Annotated in this window: 20 protein-coding genes; 6 read left to right on the top strand and 14 right to left on the bottom strand. The window is 68.4% G+C overall.

The annotated features are described in order from the left end of the window. Both D0901_RS18820 and D0901_RS18815 read left to right on the top strand, forming a co-directional pair. On the top strand, positions 1-1,484 hold a 1,484-nt coding region (locus tag D0901_RS18820), incomplete at its 5' end, for an ABC transporter permease (protein ID WP_129141840.1). After that, a complete protein-coding gene (locus D0901_RS18815) occupies positions 1,481-2,158 on the top strand; it encodes an ATP-binding cassette domain-containing protein (protein ID WP_129141839.1) in 678 nt (225 codons plus the stop codon). The genes D0901_RS18820 and D0901_RS18815, both read left to right, overlap by 4 nt. Here D0901_RS18815 and D0901_RS21330 read toward each other — a convergent pair whose 3' ends face one another. After that, positions 2,159-2,638 carry a DUF302 domain-containing protein gene (locus tag D0901_RS21330; RefSeq protein WP_233440475.1) on the bottom strand — a complete coding sequence of 160 codons (480 nt, stop codon included), beginning with the start codon at positions 2,636-2,638 and terminating at the stop codon, positions 2,159-2,161. Then, positions 2,635-3,303 (bottom strand): haloacid dehalogenase type II, encoded by a 669-nt coding sequence (locus D0901_RS18805; protein ID WP_129141838.1) that lies wholly within the window; start codon positions 3,301-3,303, stop codon positions 2,635-2,637. Before D0901_RS18805 ends, D0901_RS21330 begins: the two co-directional genes overlap by 4 nt. A 149-nt stretch (positions 3,304-3,452) precedes the next feature. On the opposite strand from D0901_RS18805, the gene argC reads away from it, so the two are divergent. After that, positions 3,453-4,403: an N-acetyl-gamma-glutamyl-phosphate reductase gene (gene argC / locus D0901_RS18800; RefSeq protein ID WP_129141837.1), complete on the top strand. Its 951-nt coding sequence runs from the start codon at positions 3,453-3,455 to the stop codon at positions 4,401-4,403. Positions 4,404-4,511: 108 nt separating this feature from the next. Here the strand turns inward: argC and D0901_RS18795 are convergent, their stop codons facing one another. The 8 genes from D0901_RS18795 to doeA all read right to left on the bottom strand — a co-directional run bounded on the left by D0901_RS18795 (position 4,512) and on the right by doeA (position 13,573). Continuing rightward, a complete protein-coding gene (locus D0901_RS18795) occupies positions 4,512-5,471 on the bottom strand; it encodes a cyclodeaminase (RefSeq protein ID WP_129141836.1) in 960 nt (319 codons plus the stop codon). A gap of 64 nt (positions 5,472-5,535) precedes the next feature. Next, positions 5,536-6,537, bottom strand: a complete 1,002-nt coding sequence (gene eutB, locus D0901_RS18790) for a hydroxyectoine utilization dehydratase EutB (protein ID WP_129141835.1) — start codon at positions 6,535-6,537, stop codon at positions 5,536-5,538. A 123-nt stretch (positions 6,538-6,660) separates the two neighbouring features. Next, entirely contained in the window at positions 6,661-8,073 is a 1,413-nt protein-coding gene (locus D0901_RS18785) for an aspartate aminotransferase family protein (protein ID WP_129141834.1), read from the bottom strand. A gap of 123 nt (positions 8,074-8,196) precedes the next feature. Then, entirely contained in the window at positions 8,197-9,666 is a 1,470-nt protein-coding gene (locus D0901_RS18780) for an NAD-dependent succinate-semialdehyde dehydrogenase (RefSeq protein WP_129141833.1), read from the bottom strand. A 304-nt stretch (positions 9,667-9,970) separates the two neighbouring features. Further along, complete coding sequence (locus D0901_RS18775; RefSeq protein ID WP_129141832.1) at positions 9,971-10,759, bottom strand: formate dehydrogenase accessory sulfurtransferase FdhD; 789 nt, start codon at positions 10,757-10,759, stop codon at positions 9,971-9,973. A gap of 55 nt (positions 10,760-10,814) precedes the next feature. Beyond that, on the bottom strand, positions 10,815-11,285 hold the full coding sequence (locus D0901_RS18770) for an Lrp/AsnC family transcriptional regulator (RefSeq protein ID WP_129141831.1): 471 nt from the start codon (positions 11,283-11,285) through the stop codon (positions 10,815-10,817). 56 nt (positions 11,286-11,341) lie between these two features. After that, entirely contained in the window at positions 11,342-12,358 is a 1,017-nt protein-coding gene (gene doeB / locus D0901_RS18765) for a N(2)-acetyl-L-2,4-diaminobutanoate deacetylase DoeB (RefSeq protein WP_129141830.1), read from the bottom strand. Positions 12,359-12,373: 15 nt separating this feature from the next. Beyond that, entirely contained in the window at positions 12,374-13,573 is a 1,200-nt protein-coding gene (gene doeA, locus D0901_RS18760; protein WP_129141829.1) for an ectoine hydrolase DoeA, read from the bottom strand. A 216-nt stretch (positions 13,574-13,789) separates the two neighbouring features. Here doeA and ehuR point away from each other — a divergent pair, with 216 nt between their 5' ends. Both ehuR and D0901_RS18750 read left to right on the top strand, forming a co-directional pair. Beyond that, positions 13,790-15,196 carry a MocR-like ectoine utilization transcription factor EhuR gene (ehuR, locus tag D0901_RS18755; RefSeq protein ID WP_129141828.1) on the top strand — a complete coding sequence of 469 codons (1,407 nt, stop codon included), beginning with the start codon at positions 13,790-13,792 and terminating at the stop codon, positions 15,194-15,196. A 25-nt stretch (positions 15,197-15,221) separates the two neighbouring features. Further along, on the top strand, positions 15,222-16,151 hold the full coding sequence (locus D0901_RS18750) for a 2-hydroxyacid dehydrogenase (protein ID WP_129141827.1): 930 nt from the start codon (positions 15,222-15,224) through the stop codon (positions 16,149-16,151). Positions 16,152-16,228: 77 nt separating this feature from the next. Here D0901_RS18750 and D0901_RS18745 read toward each other — a convergent pair whose 3' ends face one another. From D0901_RS18745 to D0901_RS18730, 4 genes are read right to left on the bottom strand one after another with little or no spacing between them, the layout of a single operon-like run. Continuing rightward, positions 16,229-17,329 carry a DUF2955 domain-containing protein gene (locus D0901_RS18745; RefSeq protein ID WP_129141826.1) on the bottom strand — a complete coding sequence of 367 codons (1,101 nt, stop codon included), beginning with the start codon at positions 17,327-17,329 and terminating at the stop codon, positions 16,229-16,231. Positions 17,330-17,337: 8 nt separating this feature from the next. Then, positions 17,338-18,399 carry an HlyD family secretion protein gene (locus D0901_RS18740; RefSeq protein ID WP_129141825.1) on the bottom strand — a complete coding sequence of 354 codons (1,062 nt, stop codon included), beginning with the start codon at positions 18,397-18,399 and terminating at the stop codon, positions 17,338-17,340. A gap of 32 nt (positions 18,400-18,431) precedes the next feature. Continuing rightward, a complete protein-coding gene (locus tag D0901_RS18735) occupies positions 18,432-18,878 on the bottom strand; it encodes a MarR family transcriptional regulator (RefSeq protein WP_129141824.1) in 447 nt (148 codons plus the stop codon). 56 nt (positions 18,879-18,934) lie between these two features. After that, a complete protein-coding gene (locus D0901_RS18730; protein ID WP_129141823.1) occupies positions 18,935-19,564 on the bottom strand; it encodes a LysE family transporter in 630 nt (209 codons plus the stop codon). 100 nt (positions 19,565-19,664) lie between these two features. On the opposite strand from D0901_RS18730, the gene D0901_RS18725 reads away from it, so the two are divergent. Continuing rightward, positions 19,665-20,561 (top strand): LysR substrate-binding domain-containing protein, encoded by an 897-nt coding sequence (locus tag D0901_RS18725; RefSeq protein WP_129141822.1) that lies wholly within the window; start codon positions 19,665-19,667, stop codon positions 20,559-20,561. Positions 20,562-20,632 lie beyond the last annotated feature (71 nt).

The following is a 20,632-nucleotide window of genomic DNA, read 5'->3' as shown; positions in this document are numbered from 1 at the left end:
CCAGCGCCGGGCTGTCACTGACCATCGTGGTGCTGTTTCTGGGGGCCTTCCTGCGCACCCGATTGTTCGGCGTGGTGCGCCGGCTGCTGTCGCCGCTGCTCGCCGTGCCCCACGCCGCCGCGGCGATCGGCCTGGCGTTCCTGTTCGCCCCCTCGGGGCTCGCTCCGCGCCTGGTCTCGCCCTGGGCCAGCGGCTGGCAATACCCGCCGGACTACCTTTTCCCCGGCGACCCCGGCGGCCTGGCGCTGATTCTCGGGCTGACCATCAAGGAGGTCCCCTTCCTGCTGCTGATGAGCCTCGCCGCGCTGCCCCAGTGCCGCGCCGACGCACGCCTCGACGTCGCCCGCGGGCTCGGCTATCGCCCCATGGCCGCCTTCCTCAAGGCGGTGCTGCCGGGGCTTTACCCGCTGCTGCGCCTGCCGATCTACGCGGTGATCGTCTTCGCCACCGCCACCGTCGACGTGGCGCTGATCCTCGGTCCGACCACCCCGCCACCGCTCTCCGTGGCGGTGCTGCGCTGGCTCAACGATCCCGATCTGGCGATGCGCTTCATGGCCTCCGCCGGGGCGCTGCTGCAACTCGGTGTGACCCTGGCGGCCCTGCTGGCCTGGTGGGGCCTGGAACGGCTGACCGTCCGGCTGTGTCGGAACTGGCTGAGCGACGGCCGCCGCGCGTTCGCCGATACAGCGCTGCGCTGGCTCGGCCTGGGACTGCTGGGTAGCACCCTGGCGCTGGTCATGGGTAGCCTGGCGGGACTCGTGCTGTGGTCGCTGGCCGGCTACTGGCCCTTCCCCGCGGCGCTGCCCTGGCCCTGGATCGCCGACAACTGGCACAGCGCGTTCGATGGGCTCGCCACGCCGCTCGGCCATGCCGCCGGTATCGGCCTGGCCGCCACGCTGATCTCGCTGGTGCTGGTGCTCGGCGCGCTGGAAACGGAGAGCCGGCGAACCCGACCCGTCGGGCGCTGGAGCGAGTGGCTGCTCTACCTGCCGCTGCTGGTGCCGCCGGTGGCCTTCCTGTTCGGGCTGGTGCTGGTCCAGACCCAGCTCGGCCTGGCGCCGGGGATCACGGCGGTGATCGCCGCCCATGTGGTGTTCGTGCTGCCTTACGTGTTTCTCTCGCTGGCCGAGAGCCACCGGCGCCTCGATCCGCGCTGGACGCAGCTCGCCCGCAGCCTGGGCGCCTCGCCGTCGCGGGTCTTCTGGCGGGTACGCCTGCCGCTGCTGACCGCGCCGCTGCTGACCGCCGCCGCGGTGGGCTTCGCGGTGAGCATCGGCCAGTACCTGCCCACGCTGCTGCTCGGCGCGGGCCGGGTTGCGACCGTCACCACCGAGGCGGTGAGCCTGGCCAGCGGCGGCGACCGGCGACTGACCGCCGTCCATGCCCTGCTGCAACTGCTGCTGCCGGCCGTGGGCTTTGCCCTGGCCCTGGGCCTGCCACGCCTGCTATTCCGCCACCGAACCGGCCTGGTGAGTCCGTCATGAACGATCTTTCCCGTACCGACCCCGCCCCCGCGCCGCTGCACCTGGAACGCCTGACCATCCGGCTGGCGGGTGAGCCGCTGGTGACACTCGACGCCACCATCGCCCCCGGCGAGATCCTCACCGTGATGGGCCCCTCGGGGAGCGGCAAGTCGACGCTGCTGGCGACCATCGCCGGCTTCCTGGCGCCGGCCTTCACGGTGTCGGGACGCGTCCGCCTCGGCGAGACCGTGCTCGACGGCCTGGCGCCGGAGACCCGCCACGTCGGCCTGCTGTTCCAGGACCCGCTGCTGTTCCCGCATCTCTCGGTGGGCGGCAATCTGGCCTTCGGCATGGTCCCGGGCGGCGGGCGCCGCGAACGCCGCCGGCGCATCGCGGCGGCACTGGACGAGGTGGGGCTGGCGGGCTATGCCGAGCGCGACCCGGCGACCCTCTCGGGCGGTCAGAAGGCGCGGGTCGCACTGCTCAGGGTCCTGCTCGCCGAGCCCCGGGCGATGCTGCTCGACGAGCCCTTCTCCAAGCTCGACGCCGCGCTGCGCGACGACCTGCGCCGGCTGGTCTTCGCCCGGGTGCGCGAACGCCGCCTGCCGACGCTGATGGTCACCCACGACATCGCCGACGCCGAGGCCGCGGGCGGGCGGGTTATCGAGCTTGGCGCCGGCAGGCAGAGCGACTGATCACGGTTCGCCCGCGGCCTCGCGAGCGATCGACGCGAGCGCCTTGGCGACCTGATCGAGCGGCAGGTCGCAGTTCTCGAGGTGATGGCGGCGGGCCAGGTAGTGCGGATCGTTCCACTCCAGCCGGGTGACGTCGCCGTCCTTGCGAACCACCATCTTCTGCGGCAGGTCGAGTGCCGCGCTGCCGCGGCACTGCATGAAGGGCGTGCCCACCCTGGGGTCGCCGAAGATCACCGTACGGGTCGGCGGCAGCTCGCGTTCGGCCCGCCGCGCGCCCTGGTTGTGATCGATCACCGTGAACAGCGTCATGCCGCGTTCCTCGAGGGCCTTGCGCAGCCGCGCCTCGACGCCGTTGACCGACTGTTCGCTGGTCACGGATTCGATACCATCGTCAGCGTCGGTCGCCCAGGCGGGCAGCGCCACGGCCAGCAGCACGCAGGCCCCGGCCAGATACCGACGGGCGATGCCGCGCGCCCTCACGACAATCGCTCCGCCAGCTCGTCGAGCGACGAGACGGTGAGGTCCGGCTCGTCGCCCCAGGGGTCGAAGGGCGCCTCGGCGCTGCGTCGCACCCACACGGCCCGGAGCCCGGCATGCTTGGCGCCGATCACGTCGAAGGGATTGCTGGAGACCAGCCAGGTCTCGTGGGGCGAACTCTCGAGGCGATTGTGCAGGTAGGCGTAGACCGCGGGATCGGGCTTGAAGCGCTTGATCTCCTCGACGCTGACCAGGTCGTCGAAGCGCTCGAGGATGCCGGCCTGACGGAGCAGCCCCTCGACCGCGGTGCGCGAGCCGTTGGAAAACGCCACCCGGGTCAGGCGCGCCTCGGCCATGCGCTCCAGCGCCGGCGCCACGTCGTCGAAGGCCGGCAACCGGGCGTATGTGGCCATCAACCGCTCCTTGTCGGTCTCGGAGAGTCGCGAGCCCGTCGCGCGATCGACGAATTCCAGCGCCTCGCGGGTGCACTGCGAGAAGTCGGCGAAGGCGCCCATCAGGCCGCGCCGGAAGGCGTATTCGAGCTGCTTGTCGCGCCAGCGCCGCGAGAATTCCTCGGCGCCGTCGCCGAGCCGCCGGGAGAGTTCCTCGACCACGCCGTGCGTGTCGATCAAGGTGCCGTAGACGTCGAAGGCGAGTACGCGTTTCATGACCATTCCTGTCGCTTCCATTCGTGTCGCTTCCAGACTGGTCGCTTTGCGCGCCGTCGGCAAGGTAACCCCCTGCAGACATGACAAGCGCGGGGCAAACCGCGCACAATAGTGACCTATCGATCGACGATGTTGAGTGAGAGTTCCCGATGGCGTTCAAAGTGTACGTTGACGGGCAGGAGGGCACGACCGGCCTGCGCCTGCTCGATTATCTCGAGGCCCGCGACGATATCGAGCTGCTGCGCATCGATTCCGCGCGGCGCAAGGACGCCACCGAGCGCGGCCGACTGCTCAACGCCGCCGACGTCGCCTTTCTGTGTCTGCCCGACGATGCGTCCCGGGAGGCCGCGACGCTGCTCGACAATCCGGAGACCTGCCTGATCGATGCCAGCACCGCCTTCCGCACCGATCCGGACTGGACCTATGGCCTGCCCGAGCTCGTCCCCGGCCAGCGTGAGGCGCTCCGGCGCAGCAAGCGCATCGCCAACCCCGGCTGCCACGCCAGCGCCTTCATCCTGCTGGTGCGCCCGCTGGTCGAGGCCGGCCTGCTGCCGGCGGATTACCCGGTCTCGGCGTTCTCGCTGACCGGCTACAGTGGCGGCGGCAAGAAGCTCATCGGTGAATACCAGGCCGCCGAGGAAGGCCGCCTGAGCGCCCCGCGCCCCTACGCCATGACCCTGGCGCACAAGCACCTCCCCGAGATGCGCGTGCACGGCGGCCTCGCCAGCGCGCCGGTCTTCAGCCCGGTGGTCGGCCCCTTCCTCAAGGGCCTGGCGGTGACCGTGCCGCTGCACGTCGACCATCTCGCCCCGGGCGCCAGCGGCGAGGCGATTCGCGAGGCCTTCGCGCGCCATTACGCCGACGAACCCTTCGTCAACGTCATGCCGCTGAGTGACGAGGCGAGCCTCGATCACGGCTTCTTCGACGTCCAGGGCGCCAACGACACCAACCGCGTCGACCTGTTCGTCTACGGCGGCGAGGAACGCCTGGCCCTGGTCGCGCGGCTCGACAACCTGGGCAAGGGCGCGGCGGGGGCCGCGGTGCAGTGCATGAACGTGCATCTGGGCATCGACGAGGCCACCGGGCTGAGCACACGCTGAAGCGGGTCGTCAGCCCCCTATCTGCCACTTCCGGGTATGCGCCTCGCTGCGCAGGGGCGTCGGCAGTGCCCCCCGCGCAGTGACCAGAGCCGATGACGTCGAGCCGACCTACTTGACCAGACGCTGCAGGGCGAAGTTGGCGATGGCGGTGTCCTGCACGCCGGTGCCGGTCAGGTCGCAGACGGTGATGCTGGCGTCCGAGACCCGCAGACGCTGCTCATCGGCGATCACCCTGCCCAGCTCGTAGACCTTGAACGGCACGCTGGCCTCACGCCCGCCGGCCTTGACGAAGGCCTTGAGTTCGCCGTTGCTCTCGCTCTGTGGCCGGGTATCGCAGACGAAGGCGTCGGCGCGGACCATCACCTGGTCGTCGAGCTCGCGCTTCTCGGGGCTGTCCGAGCCCATCGCCGTGACGTGCACGCCCTCGGGCAGATCCTGTGCGGAGAGGATCGGCTCGCGGGCCGGCGTCGCGGTGACGATGATATCGGCCGACGCGCAGGCGCCGCGGACGTCGTCGTGGACGTTGACGGTCAGCCCCAGGCCGCGCACGCGCTCGGCGTAGGCCTCGGCCGACTCGCGGTTGCGCGCCCAGACGTCGACGGTGTCGATGTCGCGCACCAGTTGCAGGGCGCGAATCTGCAGCTCGGCCTGCTCGCCGGCGCCCAGCACGGCGACCCGCCGGCTCGCCTCGCGGGACAGGTACTTGGCGGCCAGCGCGCCGGCCAGCGCGGTGCGAATGGCGGTCAGGTAACCCTCGTCGAAGAGCACCGCGTCGACCAGCCCGGTCTCGGCGGAGAACACCATCATCAGCCCGTTGAGACTGGGCAGCCCCTTCTTGGGATTGTCGAAGAAACCGGGGCTGACCTTGATCGCGAAGCGTTCGGCACCGCGAATGTGCGCGGTCTTGACGTCCACCTCGCCGTTGGATTCCTCGATGGCCATCGACAGGATCGGCGGCTGCACCACCTCGCCGCGCCCCAGGGCGGCGAAGGCCTGCTCGACGGCCTCCAGCGCCTCGCGATCGAGCCTGACCGCGGCCTCGATGTCGTCGCGTTGATAAAGCTCCATGGCAGTCATCCTCCAGTGTTCGATTGCACAGCGGTAGCGTCTCGCCGGAACAAGGCCAGCAGCGTCAGCGGGATTTGGCAAGCGCTCGGGCGCGGTCGAAGGTCTCCAGCGCCACGCCGTTGCCGGAGACGATCAACGCCACCCGCTCGCCACGGATATCGATGCCATGCTCGTCGAGCGCGGCGAGACCGACCGCGGCCGCGCCCTCCACCAGCATCTTCTCGTCGGCGAGCAGGTCGACCATCGCCCGGGCGATGGCCGCCTCGGAAACCTGGTAGTGATCGTCCATCACCTCGCGCACCAGCGCGAAGGTGCAGCGATTGCCCAGGCCGATGCCGCCGCCCAGCGAATCGCCCAGGCTCTCCACCTCCTCGACATCGACCGGATGCCCGGCCTGGAGGCTCTCCCACATCGCCGCGCCCTGGCCGAGGCTGATGCCGGTGAGGCGGGTCGCCGGGCGGAGGCCCTTGATGGCCGCGCCGATACCGCCCAGCAGGCCGCCGCCGGAGAGCCCCACCAGTACCCGGTCCAGATCGGGCTGATCCTCGATGAGTTCGACGCCGATGGTGCCCTGTCCGGCGGCGATCAGCGGATCGTCGAAGGGCGGGATCAGCGTCATGCCCTCCTCGTCGACCAGCCGCGCGACCTCCTCGAAGGCCTCGTCCTGGCTCCTGCCGACACGCCGGACCTCGGCGCCCAGCGCCTCGATGGCACGCGCCTTGTTGTCGGGCACCAGGTTGGACAGGCAGATCACCGCCGGCACGCCGAGCCGGGAAGCCGCCAGCGCCACGGCACGGCCGTGATTGCCGGTGGACGCGGTGGTGACCCCGCGCGCCAGCGATTCGTCACCGTGCTGGTCGAGCAGCGCACGGATCATGTTGGTCGCGCCACGCAGCTTGAAGGCGCCGCTCGGCTGGTGGTTCTCCAGCTTGAGGAAGACCTCGGCCTCGAACCGCCGCGACAGCGCCTGGGAACGGATCAGCGGGGTACGCGTCACCTGACCGGCGATTCGCGCCCGGGCCTGATAGATCGACGCCAGGGTGACGCCGTGAGCGGGTTGCGACATCGTCGACTCCTTTATCGTCCGCAAACGACGACGCCGCAAGCGGCTTGCGGCGTCGTCACCGGCGTCTCGGCCGGTGTCCTGCATTCAGGGTAGCAACTCGTCGCTACACGATCCTGGTGTGAATCAGGCACCGTCACCCAGGTCGCCGGATTTGCTCAGCTCGTCGGCGACCTTGTCCACGGCCCGCTTGGCACGGGCGACGATCTCGTCGACCTCCTCGCGGGTGGTGACCAGCGGCGGCGCGAAGCCGAGGATGTCGCCCTGGGGCATGGCCCGGGCGATCAGGTTCTCGTCGAGGGCCGCGGCGGAAATGCGCGGGCCGACCTTGAGCGCCGGATCGAAGTGACGGCGGCGGCCCGGATCGGCGGCGAACTCCAGCGAGGCCAGCATGCCCACCCCGCGCACGCTGCCGACGATCGGATGGTCGCCGAAGGTCTCCTGCATCTGGCGCTGCAGATAGGCACCGGTCTCGGCGGCATTCTGCGTCAGCCCCTCGCGCTGGATGATCTCCAGGTTGGCCAGGCCCGCGGCGCAGCCCAGGGCATGGCCGGAATAGGTCCAGCCGTGGCCGATCGGGCCGAACTCGCCGGTGCCGTGCTCGAGTACCTGCCAGACCTTGTCACCGACGATCACCCCGGAAAGCGGCTGGTAGGCGCTGGTCAGCCCCTTGGCGACGGTGATCAGGTCCGGCTTGATGCCGTAGAAGTGGCTGCCGAAATCGGTGCCGATGCGGCCGAACCCGCAGACCACCTCGTCGGCGATCAGCAGCACGTCGTACTTGGCCAGCACGGTCTGGATCTCGTCCCAGTAGCCTTCCGGCGGCGGCACGATCCCGCCGGTACCCAGCACCGGCTCGCCGATGAAGGCCGCCACGGTGTCCGGCCCTTCGGTCAGAATCAGTTCCTCGAGCTTCTGTGCGCAGTGCTTGGAGAACTCGCGCTCGCTCATGCCCTCCTGCTCGGCGGCACGATGGTAGTAGTACGGGGCCTCGGTATGCCGGATGGTGTCGATCGGCAGGTCGAAGTGATCGTGGAACGCCTTGAGCCCGGTCAGCGAGCCGGAGGCGATGCCGGAGCCGTGATAGCCGCGCTGGCGCGAGATCACCTTCTTCTTCTGCGGCCGTCCCAGCACGTTGTTGTAGTAGCGCACGATCTTGAGCTGGGTCTCGTTGGCGTCGGACCCCGACATGCCGTAGTAGACCTTGGACATGCCCGGGCCGGCCAGCTCGAGAATCTTCTCGGAGAGCGCGATCTGCGGCTCGTTGGAGTGACCCACGTAGGTGTGGTAGTAGGACAGCTCGAGCGCCTGCTTGTAGATCGCCTCGGCGATCTCGGTGCGGCCATAGCCGATGTTCACGCAGTACAGCCCGGCGAAACCGTCGATGAACTCGCGGCCGTCCTTGTCGACGATGGAAATGCCCTTGCCACCGGTGATCACGCGACCCGGCGCGTCGCCATGGGCGAAGTCGCGCAGATGGGTGGATGCATGGAAGGTAACCTTGCGGTCGCGATCGATCAGGTCCTGATGGGTGGTCATGGCACTCTCCTGTAAGAATCAAAGACAACGTCTTGCGTCGTTAAAAAACGCGAAATACTCGAACGCTCGATACGTCTTGCCGGCTCGTCCCCGCCGGCAAGACGCAACCGAGCGCAGCCGGTTTCAGCTCCCGGACACCGAGCCCAGCCCGCCGAGGCAGTAATACTTCGTCTCGAGGTACTCCTCGATCCCCGCGGTACCGCCCTCGCGGCCCAGCCCGGACTGCTTGACCCCGCCGAAGGGAATCGGCGGCCCGGTCATCTTCACCGTGTTGACGGCGACCATGCCGTTCTTCAGCGCGCGCATGATCTTCCAGATGCGCCGAATGTCGTGGGTGAAGATATAGGCCGACAACCCGTATTCGGTGTCGTTGGCCATCTCGATCACTTCCTCGTCGGTGCTGTAGCGGGTGATGCCCGCCACCGGCGCGAAGTTCTCCTCGCGCCAGACCTTCATCTCCGCGGTCACCTCGGTGAGCAGCGTGGGCATGAAGAAGTTCTCGCCCGGCGCCCGGTTCTGGTCGCCCTGGACCAGCGTGGCGCCCTTGGACAGCGCGTCGTCGACGATCGCCGCGGCCTTGTCCACCGCGCGACGATGGATCAGCGGGCCGATGTCGATCTCGCTGTCCAGACCGTTGCCGACGTTGAAGGCCAGCATGCGCTCGGCGAAGTGGGCGACGAACTCGTCGTGGATCGACTCGTGGACCAGGATGCGATTGGCCGCCAGGCAGTCCTGACCGGCGGTCTGGAACTTCGCCGCCACCGCGGCCAGCGCCGCCTCCTTGGGGTCGACATCGGGGCCGACGATGAACGGCGCATTGCCGCCCAGTTCCAGCGACACCCGCTTGACGGTGCTGGCGCTCTGCTCGAGCAGCAGCCGACCGACCGGCGTGGAGCCGGTGAAGGACAACGCCTTGACGCGATCCTCCTTGCACAGCACCTCGGAGACCATCGGCGCATCGCCGAGCACCACGTTGAACACCCCGGCGGGAATGCCCGCACGTTCGGCCAGCTCGGCCAGCGCCAGTGCCGAGAACGGCGTCTCGCCGGCCGGCTTGACCACCACCGTGCACCCCGCCGCCATGGCCGCGGCGGCCTTGCGGGTGATCATCGCCAGCGGGAAGTTCCAGGGCGTGATCAGCGCCGCCACGCCCACCGGCTCCTTGAGGGTGCCCAGCGCGGCGTTGGGGATGTGGCTGGGAATCGTCTGGCCGAAGGTGCGCTTGCCCTCCTCGGCGAACCAGCGCACGAAGCTGGCGCCATACTCGACCTCGCCCCGGGCGTCGGGCAAGGGCTTGCCCTGCTCGCGGGTCATCAGGTGAGCCAGGTCCTCGCGATGGGCCTGCAGCAGGTCGTACCAGGCCAGCAGCCGCTCGCAGCGCTCATCGACACGCAACGCCCGCCACTGCACGAAGGCGGCATCGGCGGCATCCACGGCGGCGCGGATCTGGTCGGCCTCGAGCAGCGGGATGTGGCCCAGGACCTCGTTGGTCGCCGGATCGATCACGGCTTCCTCGCGACCGGCGTCGCCGTGGGTCCACTTGCCGTCGATGTAGGCGTACTGACGGAACAGGCGGGGATCGTCGAGTTTCATGCGGCACCTCCGCGAAGAACGAAAAAACACGAACGGGCACGCGGCCCGTATGCAGCACAGGTTACGGGAGGGCGGCGGCGACGTGTTTCTGTTAACCGATCGTGAAAGGACGGTTTTTTTTGCAGTTCAGCGGCGGGGTTGCGATTTTTTCTTGAGGGCTCAGCGGGTGCTTACAAAATAGCCGAACGAAGGCAAGACAAGGCGAAATTAACCGAAAAAGCGCAGTTTACGATGTGTAAATGAGCATTTTTAAGGGTAATTTCAACGCCGTATTGTCAAGTGCAGGCATTTTGTAGGCACCCTCTCAGGCGGGCTGGCCACTAAGCAGCGCCAACCGCCGCCCCCGATGGCAACAGACCAGATTGAGATCGCAGGCACGAGCGATCTCCACGGCCAGCGCGGACGGCAGGGAGAGGGTCGCCAGGGTGGGAATGCCGGCGCGCACGGTCTTCTGCACCAGTTCCAGGCTACAGCGACTCGAGACCAGCACCGCCTCGGGGCGGCGGCCACTTCGCAGGCTCTCGCCGATCACCCGATCGAGGGCATTGTGACGGCCGATATCCATGCCCAATGCGATGACGTCCCCGGTCGCGTCGAGGCCCAGGGCACAGTGCTGGCCACGCCGAGGCTGGCGTTCCAGCGCCGCCAGGCCACGCCGCAGCGCATCCGACGCCAGCGCCGGATGCGCGCCGAGACGCACCAGGCCGGCCATCAGTTGCGCCTCCTCCGCCGCGCCGCAGGCCCCGCAGCTCGACACCGAGGCCTCGCGCGGGGCATGCCGGGCGGCCTGCCGCGCCAGTCGCTCGGCGACCGTCAGGCGTACCAGCAGCCCGTGGCGCAGATTCGAGACGGCGATCGCCTCGACCTGCTCGGCGCGGCGAACCCAGCCGGCGGTGAAGGCATGCCCCAAGGCCAGCGCCTCGAGCGCCTCCGGCGTGGCCAGCAGCGTGGCCATCGGCGTGTCGTTGAGCGCCAGGGTGATGGGCAGCTCACGTGGCCCATCGAACGCCTGCAGCGAACACGCGCGCTGGTCGTCGTAACCGGCATCATCTTCGAAAGTGGGCGCCGCGGCGCCTTGCGGGGAGGTGGTCATGAGACGAGCGTATTCTTCACGGGAGCCGCTGCCAAGCGATCTGTCGGGCCACGACTCAGTCCTCGTCGATCTGCAACGGCGGCGTTGTGGCCTTGACCGTCTTGGTGACGATGTAGGTGAAGTAGCGCTCGATGCCGAGATCGGACACCAGCCACTCGTCGATCAGCCGCTGGTAGGCATCGACCGAATCGGCTTCGACCTTGACCAGATAGTCGACGCCGCCGCCCACCGCGACGCACTCGGTGACCACCGACGTGTCGCGCATGGCGTTCTCGAAGCGCTGAAAGCTCTCGGCATTGTGCTGCTTGAGTTCGATCTGCATCCAGACCGGCGTGCGACGGACCAGCACGCGGGCATTGATGCGCGCCGAGTAGCCCTCGATGATGCCGGCCTTCTCCAGCCGGCGCACCCGTTCCCAGCACGGGCTGACCGATAGATTGATCGCCTCGGCCAGTCGCGACTTGGTGATGCGGCCGTCCCTGGCCAGGATGTCGAGTATCTTGAGATCGTATCGGTCGAGCTTCATGCGGCTCCGTCGTCAGGTCGCCCAAGGCGGGCGACAGCCATTCGGTCCCTCGTGCGTCAGCCGTCGAGGGCATCCACCACTTCGCCGATCACCGCGATGGTATCGCCCATGTTGACCTGGGCCGGGAAGCGCCGCGCCAGCATCAGACCACTGCGCTGGGCATGATACTCGACCGGATCGGCACCGGTGCGGGTCATGTCGTAGACGCGGGCGATCACCTGCCCCTGTTCGACCGTGTCGCCCAGCGTCACGGTCAGCTCGAGCAGGCCGGTGTGTTCGCTCTGCACATAGCAGGAGGCATCGGGCATGTCGACGTAGACCTGTCCCTCGGCGGGCATCTCCGGGGTGCCGTCGATGAGTCCGTAGTGGATCAGGAAGTTGCGCACCCCGCGCTCGGCGATCATTAGACGTTCGGGCGTCGTGGTGCCGCCACCGCCGAGTTCGGTGGCGACGAAGACCTTGCCCTGGCTCTCGACGGCGGTGTCGAACAGCCGGGCGGCGTCGAGCTCGAACATCATCATCGCGGTGGGCGCGCCGAAGGCCTTGGCGCCTTCCAGCGCCTGACGCTGCTGCTGCTTGTCGTCCAGATGGTGCGAGGCGGCGAAGGGGATGATGTCCAGGGTACGCCCGCCGGAGTGCAGGTCGAGCGCGACGTCGATCAGCGGCACCAGATAGCGGGTGAAGTAGTCGGCGATCTGCTCGGTGACGCGACCGTCCGGATCGCCGGGGAAGCTGCGATTGAGGTTGCCGCCATCCATCGGCGAGGTGCGCCGGCCGGCCTGGGCCGCCGGCACGTTCATCATCGGCACGATGATCACCCGGCCGTGGACGTCCTCGGCGCGGAGAGTACGTGCCAGCTTGAGCAGCGCGGTGATGCCCTCGTACTCGTCGCCGTGGTTGCCGCCGGTCAGCAGCGCACTCGGGCCCTCGCCGTTCTTGACCACGGTGATCGGGATCATCACCGCCCCCCAGGCCGACTCGTCGGTGGAGATCGGCAGCTTGAGGAAGCCGTGCTGGACGCCGTCGGCATCGAAATCGACGGTCGCGGAAATGGGGCTGGGGCGTTTGCTCATGTCGTGCTCCCTTCGTTACTTGACGAACAGCTGACGCGGGAAATCGGCCAGCGGTTCGGCACCGTTCTCGGTGATCAGGATACTCTCGGTGATCTCCAGGCCCCAGTCGTCCATCCACATGCCGGGCATGAAGTGGAAGGTCATGCCGGGCTCGAGGATCGTCTCGTCGGAGGGGCGCAGGCTCATGGTGCGCTCGCCCCAGTCCGGCGGATAGCTGATGCCGATCGGATAGCCACAGCGCGCGCCGCCGCGGTCGAAGCCGTACTTGTCCATCGCCGCCCCCAGGGCCATGGCGATGTCGGCACAGCGGTTGCCGGGCCGAGCCACGGCCAGGCCGTTCTCGATCCCCTCGAGCAGGGCCGATTCGCCGCGCACGAACTCCTTGGGCGGCTTGCCGAGGTAGACGGTCCGCGACAACGGGCAGTGGTAACGCTTGAAACAGCCGGCGATCTCGAAGAAGGTCCCCTCGCCCTCGCGAAACGGCGTGTCGTCCCAGGTCAGATGCGGCGCCGCGGCGTCACTGCCGGTGGGCAGCAGCGGCACGATGGCCGGATAGTCGCCGCCGTAGACCTGGCCTTCGCCGTCGGTCCAGCCCTCGATGCCCACGCGGTAGATCTCCGAGACCAGTTTGCTCTTGGCCAGCCCGGGCTCGATCATCTCGAGGATCCGCGAGTGCATGCCCTCGACGATGCGCGCGGCGGTGCGCATGTAGGCGATCTCCTGCGGCGACTTGATCGCCCGGCACCAGTTGACCAGCGAGTTGGCATCCTGAAAGCGCGCGTGGGGCAACTCCTTGACCAGGCACTGGAAGGCCTTGGCGGAGAAGTAGTAGTTGTCCATCTCCACCCCGACGACCCCCTCGTGCCAGTCATGCTCGGGCATGATCGACTGGGCGAGGTAGTCCATGGGGTGCATGTCCGGATTCTGGACGTAGTAATCCGGGTAGTAGGTGATGTTCTCGGGGTCCATCCAGCAGGTACGCAGCGCCCCGTTGCTGTCCTGGCGTCGGCCGTACCAGACCGGCTCGCCCTCCAGGCCCAGCAGCACGCACTGGTGGACGTAGAACGACCAGCCGTCATAGCCGGTCAACCAGGCCATGTTGGAGGGGTCACTGATGATCATCACGTCGATGCCGCGACTGGCCATCGAGCGGCGCACCTTCCAGATGCGCTGGGCGTATTCCTCACGGGTGAACGGCAGGGAAACCTGGATCATGGGGCCTCGTCCCAAACACGAAATCGCCAAATCGACCATCCGGCATGGCGCGGGAAGTCGAGCCGCTACGTAGACGCTTCATAGAGCATGCCTGGCAGGCTGGCATCTCACTTTGTCATGATCATGAGTCATTGAAACCATGACAATTACCTGCCAATGTCCTGCTGCTGATACTAGCACCAGAGCCGAGCCGGCCGTCAAAGGCTTTATTGAATCATGACAATTGACCTGACGCCCTATCTCTCGCCGCACGGACCCAAGTTCCTGGCCATCGCCCGGGCGCTGTCCGAGGCGATCCGCCAGGGCGAGCTGACACCCGGCACGCGACTGCCGCCGCACCGCCAACTGGCGGAGACGCTCGGCGTCAGCGTGCAGACGGTGTCGCGCGCCTACGCTCAGGCCGAGAAGATGGGCCTGGTGCAGGCGCGGGTGGGCAGCGGCACCTGGATCAACACCCTCGACGACAATCGCGAATCGGAATACCTGCGGGCCAGCGAGGCGCGGCCGGAAGCGGCCCTGATCGATCTGTCGATCGCCCATCCGGTCTGCCCGCCGACCCACCACCTGCGCTTTCGCGAGACGCTCGCCGAGCTCGCCGAACAGGCCTCGCCCGAGGTGATCTCGGCGTGCCGACCGATCGCCGGACTGCCCTACCAGCGCGAGCGCGCCGGCTACTGGCTGCGCGACCGGCTGGGCGTTCCCGGCGATGTCGAGGAGCGCATCCTCTGCAACGGCGGCGCCCACGGCCTGATGCTGGCGGTCGCCACCGTGGTTCAGCACGGTGATGTGGTGCTCACCGAAGCGCTCACCGACCACGGCCTGATCGCGTTGTCGCGGACTTTGGGCTTCCAGTTGCGCGGCATCGCCATCGACGCCGAAGGCGTGATGCCCGACGCCCTGGATACCGCCTGCCGCCGCTACCAACCGCGTGCGGTGTGCCTGACGCCGACCCAGCTCAACCCCACCGGCGCGACGATGAGCGAGGCCCGCCGCGACGCCGTCGCCGAGGTACTGGCCCGCCACGGGGTGTGGCTGATCGAGGACGATGTCCAGGCCCTGCTCGAACCGCCCGGCCTGACCCCGCTGACCGCCCGGCTGCCGCGTCAGGGCTTCCACGTCACCAGCCTCACCAAGGTCACCGTGCCGGGGCTGCGCGCCGGTTACCTGACGGTGCCGCGCGGTCAGCTGCACCATGCCTTGCCGCGCCTGCGCGCGACGAGCTGGATGGCCACGCCGCTGATCTTCGAACTCGCCGACCACTGGCTCGCCAATGGCACCGTGGAAACCCTGGCCCGCGAACAACGCGCACTACTCGCCGAACGCCAGCGGCTGGCAGCGCACTACCTGAGCGGACACGACGTTACCTCGCGCGCGTCCAGCCTGCATGTCTGGCTGGCCCTGCCCGCCTCGTGGCGCGCCGAGGAGCTGCGCCAGCAGGCCGAGCAGGAAGGCGTGGCGATCACCGCCTCGCCGCCGTTCATGGTCGAGCAGACGCCGCCCCCGCGGCGGGTGCGTCTGAGCCTCGGCGCCGAACCCGATCTGGCACGCCTCGAACGTGGCCTGGAACTGGTGGCGCGCTTGCTCAACGAGTCACCGCCGCCCATGCTGGAGATCGTTTACTGACAGCCCTGCGGCCAAAGGAGAGACGATGCGAGTCGTAGTCCACACCGATGATGCCGATACCTGGTGCCAGGCGCTCGCCAGGCGTCTGCCCGATGCCGAGGTCGTCACCAGCGAGGCGGCCGGCGACGCCCCCGCCGACTATCTGGCGGTCTGGAAGCCGCCCGCTTCGCTGTTCGAGGGGCAGTCCCGTCTCAAGGGCATCGTCAACCTGGGCGCCGGCGTCGACGCCCTGCTGCACAATCCCGGCCTGCCGCGCGGCGTCCCCATCGTCAAGCTGCGCGATGCCGGCATGGCACCGCTGATGGCCGATTACGTGCGCTTCGGGGTGCTCTACTTCCAGCGCGACTTCGACCGTTACTTCGCCCAGCAGACCCACGGTACATGGCGCGAGCAGCCGCTGATCGACAAGGCGGACTGGCCGATCGGCGTGCTGGGGCTCGGCGCGATCGGCGCCCACGTCGCCCGGGCGCTCGCCGAGGACGGCTTCCCGGTGCACGGCTGGAGCCGCTCGGCCAAATCGCTCGACGGCGTGACCTGCCATCACGGCGAGGCCGGCCTCTCCGAACTGCTCGCCGGGGTGCGTACCCTGGTCACCCTGCTGCCCGACACCGACAGTACCCGCGGCATCGTCAATGCCGGGACGCTGTCACGGCTGCCCGAAGGCGCGACGCTGATCAATCCCGGTCGCGGCAGCCTGATCGACGAGGCCGCGCTGCTCGACGCCCTCGGCCCCGGCGACAAGGAGGGCCGGCTGCGCGGCGCGCTGCTCGACGCCTTCACCGAGGAGCCACTCCCCCGTGACAACCCGCTATGGGCCCATCCGCGCGTGCGCATCACCCCGCACATGGCCGCGCCGACCCCGGTGCGCGATGCCGCCGACCAGGTCGCCGAGCTGATCCGCGCACTGGACGCCGGCGAGGACGTCGAGACCATCGACCCCGGCGCGGGGTACTGACGCCGCCGCCCCCCCCCGGGCAGTGGCGATGCCTCGCCACTGCCCCTGGCCATCTCGCCGCCTCGGCCACCCCACGATCAGTGAACGGCATCCTCGTAGACCAGCCGCGTCGCCGGAAAGCGGTTGAGCAGGCGATGCACCAGATAGGCGACCAGCAGGGTCACCAGCATGCCCACGCAGATCGAGCTGAAGCGATAGAGGTCGCTGTAGACCAGGTCCTGACCCGGCGACAGATACTGGCCGAACAGGATGCCCACCGTGGTCATGCCACCGAATCCCGCGCCCGAGCCAACCCCTTCCTTGAGGTGCTCGCGGGCGAACAGCATGATTCCGATCCACAGCGGCAGAACCACCAGCCACAGGTTGCCGGAATGGTTGTAGAGGACCAGTTGCACCAGCAGACCGAAGCTGCAGCCCAGCAGTACCCCGGTGGCACGGTGTCTGGCCGCCACCACGGCCCCGTCGAAGGTCAGCGGGAAGAGGATCAGGATGGTCGCCACCTGGGCGGACAGCGAGTCGCGCAGGTCGAAGACCTGAAAGACCACGAACGACAGCGTCGCCACGCTGGCCCCGAGCAGCGTCTCGTGGCGCTGGCGCGCCAAGGACTTGGTTCGCCGCGGTGGCGGGCGGCGCGGCTCGGCGTCCGGGATCAGCACGTAGACCACCGAGGCGATGGCCACCGTCAGGCTGCTGGCGACCAGGTTGCTGGCCAGCATGTCGTGCAGATCGGTGGAGGGGTAACTGGCGAAGTGGAACATCACGCTCAGGCTGACCATGCCCTGAGCGCCGAACAGGAACAGCGGCCCGCCGCTCATCAGCCGGAAGCGCCCGGCGAAGAGAATGAAGGCCAGGCACGTCATCACCAACGGCAGATGGCTGAACAAGCCGGCGATCAGCGCCACTTCCACGGTATTGATCAAGGCGCTGCCCAGGAACTGACGGACCACGTGGCCGTTGAGCGTCGGCACCAGCGCCAGCAGCAGCATCGGGTAGACGGTGAAGAAGACGCCGTAGTTCCAGCCGAACAGGTTGGAGATGGTGAACCCCAGCGTGCTGCCGAACGCGACGCGCAGGCATTGGCGGACGTCGTTGTCGTCGAGTTCCTTGAGGGGGTGGGCCGGCGCCGCGGGCCGGCGCCGCGTCCCCGGCCACCAGCGGCCGATCGCGAATCTGGGCATGGGGCGCCTCAATAGATGTAGTGCAACAGGCTGATCAGATCGATCTGCAGGCGACCCAACGCATCGAACAGGGGGTTGTCGCTCGGATAAAGCTGCACGGTCGCCCGGGCGCCGCTCGGCGGCACGTCCGGCACGCCCTCGTCCAGATCCACGTGGATGCGCATGCGCTGGGCATCACGCACCCAGCGATCCGACTCGACGGGATTCGCCAGTTCGCCGTTGGCGCTGAGCTGGCCATTGCGTACCCCGCTGTCCAGGCTGGTGACGTGCCCCGCGAACACCTCGCCGGGCCGGCCATCGAAGACCACGGCGGCCGGGGTGCCGGCATGCACATGGCGCAGACTCTTCTCACGGAAGTCGGCAACCAGATCCGGCACGTCACCGACCAGCGCCAGCACCGCCTGCCCGGTCGCGGCATAGCTTCCCGCCTCGAGCTGCAGATTACTGATCGTACCGGCGATGTCCGCCCGCACCCGGGTGTGTTTCAGGTCCAGTTTCGCCTGGGCGAGAGCATTGCGCGCCTGGCGCAGCCGCAGGTTTGCCTCGCCCGGGTCGCCGCGCTCCACCTCCAGCTGATGCAGGCTCGCCCGGGCGGCCTCGACCTTGGCCTGGGCGGCCTGATAATGGGAACGCGTCGCATCGCGCTGCTGACGGGAGACGTTGTGCTGCTTGATCAGATCCTCGTAGCGCTCGAGATCGCGGGCGAGATTGTCGGCATCGGCGCGGGCCTCGCTCAGATCGGCGCGCGCCGCGGCGATCCGGGCATCGAGCTGGGCGTTCTCGCGCCGGGCCTGCTCCAGCGCCAGCTTGGCCTCGTCCACCGCCAACCGGTAGCGGGACGGGTCGATGCGAAACAGCACCTCCCCGGCCTCGACATGCTGGTTGTTGGCCACCTCGACCGCCGTCACCTGCCCCGAGACCTGGGGCGCGACGCTGACCACCTGGCGGATCAGGCGGGCCTGGGGCGTGAGGGGCATGTGCAGGTCGGCCACCAGGAAGTAGCCGAACAGCACCACGAAGGCCGCCAGCGCGACCTGTACCCAGCGGGCAAAGCGTTGTTCCGGTGTCATGGGTCTCTCTTGTGCAAGCGTCCTGCGAGGTATCAGTCGATTCGGTGGGTATTGAGAAAGATGCGTCGTGCCACCCGCTCGAAGGCGCGCAGGTCGTCGGCATCGACGTCCGCCAGCAGACAGCGACGCGCCGTTTCCACGCGCTCGCGCACCTGTTCGAGGGCGGTACGCCCCGCCGGGGTGAAGGTGACACTGCGTGCCCGACGATCCGCCTGGCAGCGCCGGCGTTCGAGCAACCCCGCCGCTTCGAGGTTTTCCAGGGTGCGCATCAGCGAGGGCAGCTCGATACCCAGGTCGTTGGCAATGGCCGACTGGGTCGCCCCGTCACCGAGGCGTTCGAGGTGGAGCAGCACCGCCCAGCGCGACTGGGTCAGGCCCAGCGGCTGCATGGCCGCGTCGAGCTGAGCGCGCCAGTGACGGTCCAGGGAGGCGATCTTCAGCCCCAGGGGCAGGCGGTCGAAGCACTCAATACTTATCATGCTAGGTATTCTGCCAGATACTTAGCCTGATAATCAATAGCCCGACTCGTCCCCGCTCAGGGGAGACTGGCCATGCGGATCCCCAGCGCCACCAGCAGGCCGCCGACGACTCGGTCGATGATCCCGGCGCCGCGGGTAATGGCTCGCGAAAAGGCGGGCAGAGCCAGCAGCCGGGCCACCAGGGCGAACCACACCAGATGCGCCAACACGATGAAGACGCCGTAGCCGCAGCGCACGACCCAGGTCGTGTCGGTGGCCACCACCTGGCTGAACAGCGCGACGATGAACAGCATCGCCTTGGGGTTGAGCAGATTGCACAGCAGCCCCTGCCGCCAGGCGGCAACCTGGCCACTGGCACGCTGGACATCGCGAGTCTGCGCGTTCGCGTCACCGCGATCGCGCGGCCACCAGGCACCCAGGCCCAGCCAGATCAGATAAGCCGCCCCCAGGTAGCGCACGATGTCGATCAGCCAGGCGTGCCGTGCCAGCACCAGTCCAAAGCCCAGCAGGGTATAGCTGACGTGGATGGCAATGCCGGTGGCGATCCCCGCCGCGCCCAGATACCCCGCCCGACTGCCACGCGTCACCACGCAACGCACGATGAACGCGAAATCGGGGCCGGGGCTGACGACCGCCAGCAGCGTGATGCCCGCCACGGCGAGCAATTCAACCGGAAGATGAAGCATAGTAAGCTGTCCTGAATGACCGCGATCCCGCGATTGTCGTCCGCCGTGGGCGGCGACGGAATCGACCGTTTTTCACCGCTGCCGTGAGCGACACTCACCGATGTCTCGCCAGCTCCCCCCGCTCGCCGCGCTGCCCGCCTTCGAGGCCGCCGCCCGGTTGGGCAACTTCACCCGTGCCGCCGAGGAACTGCATGTCACCCATGGCGCCATCAGTCGCGCGATCGCCCGGCTCGAGGAACGCCTGGGTGTCGCGCTGTTCGAACGCCACGCACGTCACGTCAGTCTGACGGCAGCCGGACGCCGCCTGCTGACGGCCACCGACAAGGCATTCGACGCCCTGGAATCGGGTCTCGAGCGACTCAATCGCGATGACGGCCCGGTCACGCTCAGCGTGTCCTGCGAGCCATCGCTGGCCATGCGCTGGTTGATGCCGCGGCTCGACCACTGGCGCAGCACCCAGCCGTCGACCATGGTCGACCTGCATACCGCCGGTGGTCCCATCGACCTGCAGCGCTCGGCCTGCGACCTGGCGATACGCCGGCTCGACTTCCCGCGCCCCGACGGGGTGACGATCACGCCGCTGTGCCCCGAACTGGCCGGGCCGGTGTGCCACCCCGAATGCTGGCACGAGGCCCTGGGCCGCGATCTGTCCCGGGCCCGCTGGCTGCACAGCCGCACCCGGCCCGATGCCTGGGCACAGTGGTGCCGGGCCAGCGAAACGCCCTACCGCAACGCCGGAGAGCAATACTACGACCACTTCTACTTCACGCTGCAAGGGGCGATCGACCGCCTGGGCACGGCCATCGGCCCGCTGCCGCTGGTCCACGACGATCTGCGCGACGCGCGACTGATCGCCCCGTTCGGCATGCGGCCCACGGGCGCCGAGTACGTCATCATCAGCCGCGAATCGCCCCTGGCGCAGGCGCCTTTGCAGGCGTTCGTCGACTGGCTGCAACAGCAGGCGGCACCGCTACGCCGCCTTGCCGACAGCGCCTAGCAGCCTGCCGACGGCGGCGATGTGCTAAGGTGCCGTCACCACGCCCACGCGGCGAGTCCCTACTGCGGAAG

It is taken from the genome of Modicisalibacter coralii, assembly GCF_004117855.1.
Classification (GTDB): Bacteria; Pseudomonadota; Gammaproteobacteria; order Pseudomonadales; family Halomonadaceae; genus Modicisalibacter; species Modicisalibacter coralii.
This window is presented reverse-complemented; position numbering and strand designations above follow the sequence as displayed.